1 protein-coding gene is annotated in these 6,696 nt (G+C 51.4%); it reads right to left on the bottom strand.

Annotated elements, in window-relative coordinates:
- On the bottom strand, positions 1–6,696 hold a 6,696-nt coding region (locus ACWA2B_RS27555), incomplete at both ends, for an amino acid adenylation domain-containing protein (RefSeq protein ID WP_449292854.1).

Here is a 6,696-nt window from a genome sequence, read left to right as displayed (position 1 = left end):
ATTCCACCTCGCCCAGCTCAATCCGGTAGCCCCGGATTTTCACCTGATGGTCGATCCGGCCCAGATATTCAATGTTGCCGTCCGGCATCCATCTCGCCAAATCGCCGGTGCGATACATCCGTTCATAGCCTGCTTCACCACCCGAAAACGGATCAGTTACAAATTTCTCGGTCGTCAACTCCGGACGGTTCAGATAACCTCGTGCCACACCGACACCACCGATGCACAGCTCCCCTGCAACCCCGATCGGCTGCAATTGCTCCGTGCCTTCCTTCACGATGTACAGACGAATGTTTTGAATCGGTTTCCCGATGGGAATGACTGTATATTCCCCATCCGGCTCGCAATCAAAGTACGATACGTCCACCGTTGCTTCCGTTGGGCCATACAGGTTGACTAGCTTCGCTCCGGCCAGGCTCGACACGAGCCGCTGGAACCGGGCCACATGCTGTGGCGGCAACGCTTCACCACTGGCAAAGACATGGCGCAGCGTGCCCAGCTTCGCTTGCATCACTTCTCGTGGCTGCTGCTCCACATACTCCAGGAATGCATGCAGCATGGCGGGCACAAAGTGCATCGTGCTCACACCATCACGGGCAATCGTGTCCACGATGTCTTCTGGGTTCTTTTCCCCGCCCACGGACAACAGGCTTACCTTCGAGCCGACCATTGACCACCAGAACAGCTCCCACACCGACACGTCGAAGGTGAAGGCGGTCTTTTGCAGAATCGTATCTTCCGCACTCAAGCCGTACCGATTATGCATCCACAAAATTCGGTTCAGCACGGAATGGTGCTCCACCATCACGCCCTTCGGTTTTCCCGTGGAGCCAGAGGTATAGATGACGTACGCAACATGATGCGGCCCGGCCAGGGGCTCCAGATTCGAGCCATCTTCGTGATAAATGTGCTTGCCATCTTGCTCCTGACGATCCAGCACCAGCACCTGGCCGTCGAAACTCAGCGACGCTTGCTCCGCCAGATGTGATTGTGTCAGCACCAGCTTCGCTCCCGAATCCTCCAGCATAAAGCGGATGCGGTCAGCCGGATATTCCGGATCAATTGGCACATAAGCCCCGCCTGCCTTGAGGATCGCATAGATGCCCACGATCATGTCCAGTGAACGGTGAACCAGAATACCCACAGGCTGATCTGGTTTAACCCCTTCCGAACGCAAGGTGCGTGCGAGACGGTTCGCTCGCTCGTTTAGCTCACGGTAGGTCAACGACTCCGCTCCGCACAACACCGCCACTTGCTCCGGTGTATTCGCTGCCTGCTGCTCAAACAGACTGCTTAGCGTCTGATCCTGCGGATAGGCTGCCGCCGTATCTCCCCATACCTGTACGATTTGCGCCTGTTCTTCCGGCGTTACCAATGCCAGCTCATCCACACGGATATGCGGATTCTCCACGATTTGTCCGATGACGTGGTCGATATGACCTTGGATACGCTCCATTGCAGACCGGTTATACACCAGCGCATTGTACTCAAGTAGGATAGAGATATCCTCATCTGGCACGACAATCAGGTTAAAATCGTAGTTGGTTTGCTCTGCAAGTGCCACATTGGCAATAGAGAAACCTGTTTGGGTCTTGGTCTCGCCGGAACTACCCATCTGCTTCATCTGTTGCCCGATGGGGTAGTTTTCAAAGACCATAATATGATGAATCAGGTCTTGTTTTTGTTCAGTCCGTGCCTGAATGTCGTAGAGCGGGAACGTGTCATAGACACTGGAGGCCAAAGCCTGTTCCTGTGTACGCTGCAATACTTCAGCAAATGTGGCATCCGGTGCACTGCATATGCGTACTGGAATCGTGTTGATAAACAAACCGATCATGCTCTCCACACCTGCAATTTCTGCCGGACGACCGGATACCACACTACCAAACACAACATCCTGATGATTATTGTATTTCTGTAAAATAACGCCCCAAACGCTTTGCAGCAATGTGTTAATCGTGACATGTTGTTGCTTGGCCATTTGGTTTAATGCGGCACTTCGTTCTTCACCCAACATAAATGGCAGCTTTTCCAAAACATAGCCGGAATTTGAACTTTGACCGCTTCTGTTTGTGTCGTCATCCCGTTCTGTTACAGAAACTTGCGTATTCTCACCAGGCAACAAGGTTTGCTGCTCAAAACCTGCCAAGTAGTCACTCCAATAACGGGTCGCTTCCTGTGCATTTTGACGTTCCAACCATTCGATATAGTCACTATACGGCTTGACAGGTGCAAGCGCTGGCTGCTTTTTCTCCAGCAAGGCAGCATATGCACCAAACACTTCGTCCGTCATTAGTGACAGGCACCAGCCATCCATTACGATATGATGGAAGCTCCATACAAAACGGTACGAGCGATCACCCGTGCGGAAGACAGCTACGCGCATGAGCGCATCCTTGGTTAAATCAAAGCCTCTGACTTTGTCCTGAGACACAAATTCAGCTACAGCCTGTTCACGCCCTCTGACATCCTCATAACGGAAGCTCGAATCTTTATGACGATAGACGATTTGCAAGGGTTGACCATGCCAGCCGCTGTAGAAATTCGTCCGTAATATCGCATGGCGACTAACCAGCAGCTTCAAGCTTTCCTCGAATATGGACGGTGCAAAGTGGCCCTCAAGATCAAAGGTTGCCTGCTCAAAATACACGCCTGTTTCTGCATTCATCAAACTGTGGAACAGCATCCCCTTTTGCATGGGGGTCAATGGGTACACATTTTCCAATTCCCCAACCGTCTTGGTCTGTTCCTTAATCGTATCGAATTGCTCCAGGGTCAGACCTTTGAACAGTACATTACTTGGAGTCAATTCGGTCCGCTCCCGTGTCACACAATGCTCGATCACTTCAAGCAGATTGGCTTTCAGCAGATTGACTAAAATTTGGACCGTATCCTTACGGAAGACTTTGCCGTTATACCGAATGTCGAATTCCAGGATGCCGTTCGTGACAATCCCGCTCACATCGAGCGCATATTTCATCTTCGTCCGGTCACTAATGACCGATCCCATCGAGTAAGGAGACATCCGGATATCGCTGTTTGGCAAGTCTTGATCAAACTGTCCGAGATAGTTAAAGCTTACTTGTGGCTCGGCAAAAGCTTGATGTTGACCAAGGTTCAGTACATCTGCTTGCTGAATCGCTTGACCAGATTCACTCCAATATCTCCAGATTCCGTAGCCCATTCCCTTATTCGGAATCTGACGCAGGCTCTCTTTGACCTGTTTGATTCGATCCGACAAAGCATGACCACGACCGATATCCAGCAGCACCGGATATGGACTCGTAAACCAGCCTACCGTACGAGAAATGTCTGTATCCGGCAAAATGTTCTCCCGTCCGTGTCCCTCTAAATGAATCAGACTGCGTTCATGGCCCGTCCACGTGTACAGCGTCATGCCTAGTGCAGTCAGCAGCAAATCGTTCACTTCCGTGTTGTACGCGCGGTGTGCTTGCTTCAATAGTTTTTCTGTCTCTTCTTCCGTAAGCTGGAAGACCACGGTATCCGTGTCAGCCAAGGTAAACGGTTCGGCCTCCGCTTGATCCTCAGGCAAACGTACTTGGTCAGCCAAAGCAGCAGCGTTCCATTGCTTCCAGTAGGCGTATTCGCTGTCCATGGCTGCACTATTCGCATAGACGGAAAGTTTTTGTGACCAGGAACGGAATGAATCTGTTTTGTCCGGTAACTGGAGCGTCTCTTCACGGATGGCCTGTTCATAGGCTACAGCTAAATCTTCGAACAAAATGCGCCATGATCCCCCGTCCACGACCAAATGGTGAATTACCATCAACAGATGGTCCCCATCTGCACAGTGGAACAAACCAGCCTTCAACAGCGGTCCTTCATGCAGCTGGATACTGCTTTGAATTTCACTAGCTTTCGCCTCCATGGCTGCGCTGAGCATGGCTTCATCCGTCAAGTTCGTAAAGTCCACCACGTCCAGATGATACAGCTCGCCTTCCTGTACTCCGCGGTTCCAGGCTTCATAGCCTTGCTCGGTCTTGCTGAATACCATCCGCAGAACATCATGATGCGCTGTAAGTTTGCCAAGTGCCTGACGCAAAGCGGACTCATCAAATCCCTGCTCCCGGTGCAGCATCACCGCCTGATTAAAGTGATGTACGTCTACTTGCTTTTGGGCAAAGAACCAATGCTGGATGGGAGACAAAGTTGTTTCCCCGCTCACTTCTCCCTGATCTACCCTACGACTTACCTCGTGCATATGCGGTGCCAGTGTTGCGACGGTTGGGTAGCGGAACAAATCTTTCATGTCCAGCTTGTAGCCTGCCTGGAACGCACGCGATACGATTTGAATCGCCTTGATCGAATCGCCGCCCAGATCAAAGAAATTGTCCAAAATCCCGACAGTTGGCACGCCCAGAATGGACTGCCAGATCGCTACGAATGCTCGTTCTGCTACCGTACGTGGCGCTGCATACTCTGCACCGCTGTGCAGACTGCCTTTCGGTGCTGGCAGGGACTTGCGGTCGATTTTGCCGTTCGGTGTCAGTGGCATCTGCTCCAACCAGATGAAATACGACGGCACCATATAGCTTGGCAGCGCTTGTCCCAGCTTCTGTCTCAGCTCACCAGCTCCAAGCTCTTGACTTGCCACATAGTACGCCACGAGCTGTGTTTGACCCGTTTCGTCCGTGCGTGCCATGATGACCGCTTCTTGTACCGACTCCACCTGCAACAGCTGCGATTCGATCTCGCCCAGTTCGATTCGGTAGCCCCGGATTTTCACCTGATGGTCCATCCGCCCCAAATATTCAATGTTGCCGTCTGGCATCCATCTCGCCAAATCGCCTGTATGGTACATCCGCTCATGGCCTGTCTTGCCCCCAGCAAACGGATTATTTACAAATTTCTCGGCCGTCAGTTCTTCACGTTTCCAATACCCACGGGCCAATCCTTCCCCGGCAATACATAACTCGCCCGGCACGCCGACGGGCTGCAATTCCCCATTCGCATTCAGGATATAGATTTGTGTATTCGCGATAGGACGTCCAATATTAATATGCTGGGCATGGGTCAGTTCCTGCACGGCCGACCACACCGTCGTTTCTGTAGGTCCGTACATGTTATAAATACGGGGACCGTTTATCTCTTGCAGTGCTGCGAGCAGCTTGGACGGAAGAGCTTCGCCCCCAACCATAATTGCCTTCACGCTTTGCAGCGCGCGCGAGCCTACTTCATGACCCAGCAGCATTTGTAGCCGGGATGGTGTCATTTGCAACATCTCAATCGAATGTTGAGTAATCAACTCACCCAGTGCCTGCGGATTCACCTGATGCTGGCTGTCGCCAAGCACCACCGTCATTCCACCCAACAGGGGGAGAATGGTTTCCAATACGAAAATATCGAATGAAATGGTCGTGAGTGACAACATGGTTTGGCTCGCTTCAAAATCAATGACTTCGCGCATCCCAGTAATAAAGTTGAGGACTGAGCGATGCTGGAGCATAACTCCTTTCGGATTTCCAGTCGAACCCGACGTATAGATGACATAAGCCAATTGCTCTGGGCGGGCAATCGTCTCCAGGTTGCTGCTCTCTCCCTGATACAATGCGGCATCCTCAAGAAACAGGGTATTGGCATGGCAATGGTGCTCTTCTGCCAGCTCACGACGGGTCAGAAGCACTGCGGCCTCGCTGTCTTCCAGCATGTATGCAATACGAGAGGATGGAAATTCGGGATCAATTGGCACATAAGCACCGCCTGCTTTTAGCACGGCCAGCAGACCTACGATCATTTCTACGGAGCGCTGCACCATCAGACCGACCAGCTTGTCAGGTCCTACTCCCTGGGCTTGAAGCATTCGAGCCAATGAATTGGCCCGTTCATTCAGCTCCCGATAAGTCAGACTTTGATTGCCAAACACCAATGCCACCTGATCCGGCGTACACTCCACCTGATCCTCGAACAGCTGATGGATCGTCTGATGAGACGGAAATGCACAAGCGGTATCATTAAATGCCGCTGTAATCTGTTGTTTTTCCGCTACTGTAAGTAGTTCCAGCTCTTCCACCCGAACATGCGGATTGAGCGAAATTTGCTCCAGCAGACGTGCAAAATGTCCATGCAGACGCTCAATGCCTGCTTGATCAAAGCTGAGCGTGTTATACATAAAACGAATCTTGATGCCTTCACCCGGCATCACGACGACGTTCAGATCGTAGTTGGTTTCCTCTGTAGACACCACGTTTGAAATCGTAAATTTATCCTGTCCATCACTGCCCAACTGCTCTACCTGCTGCTCCACCGGATAATTTTCAAAAATCATAATATGATTGATTAAATCCTGCTTCTGTTCGGTCAGTGCTTGAATTTCATACAGCGGGAACGCATCGTAGGCATTGGAAGCCAGCGCCTGCCGCTGTGTTCGTTTCATCAGCTCGACAAAGGTTTCACCTTGTTCAGACTGCACACGCACTGGAATTGTATTGATAAATAGCCCGATCATGTGCTCCACGCCTGGAATATCTCCCGGGCGACCGGACACAACGCTGCCGAACACGACATCCGTACTGTTGTTATATTTTTGCAACAGAACGCCCCATACGGTTTGAATCAGCGTATTGATCGTGACCTGATTTTGCTTCGCTACCCGTTCGATCTGAGCAACCAGCTCTGGCTGGAAGTCACATTCCAGATCTTCAGCGACATATAGCCCGGCTTGCATCGATTTAGGCT

It is taken from the genome of Paenibacillus sp. CMM36, from assembly GCF_053570945.1.
This window is presented reverse-complemented; position numbering and strand designations above follow the sequence as displayed.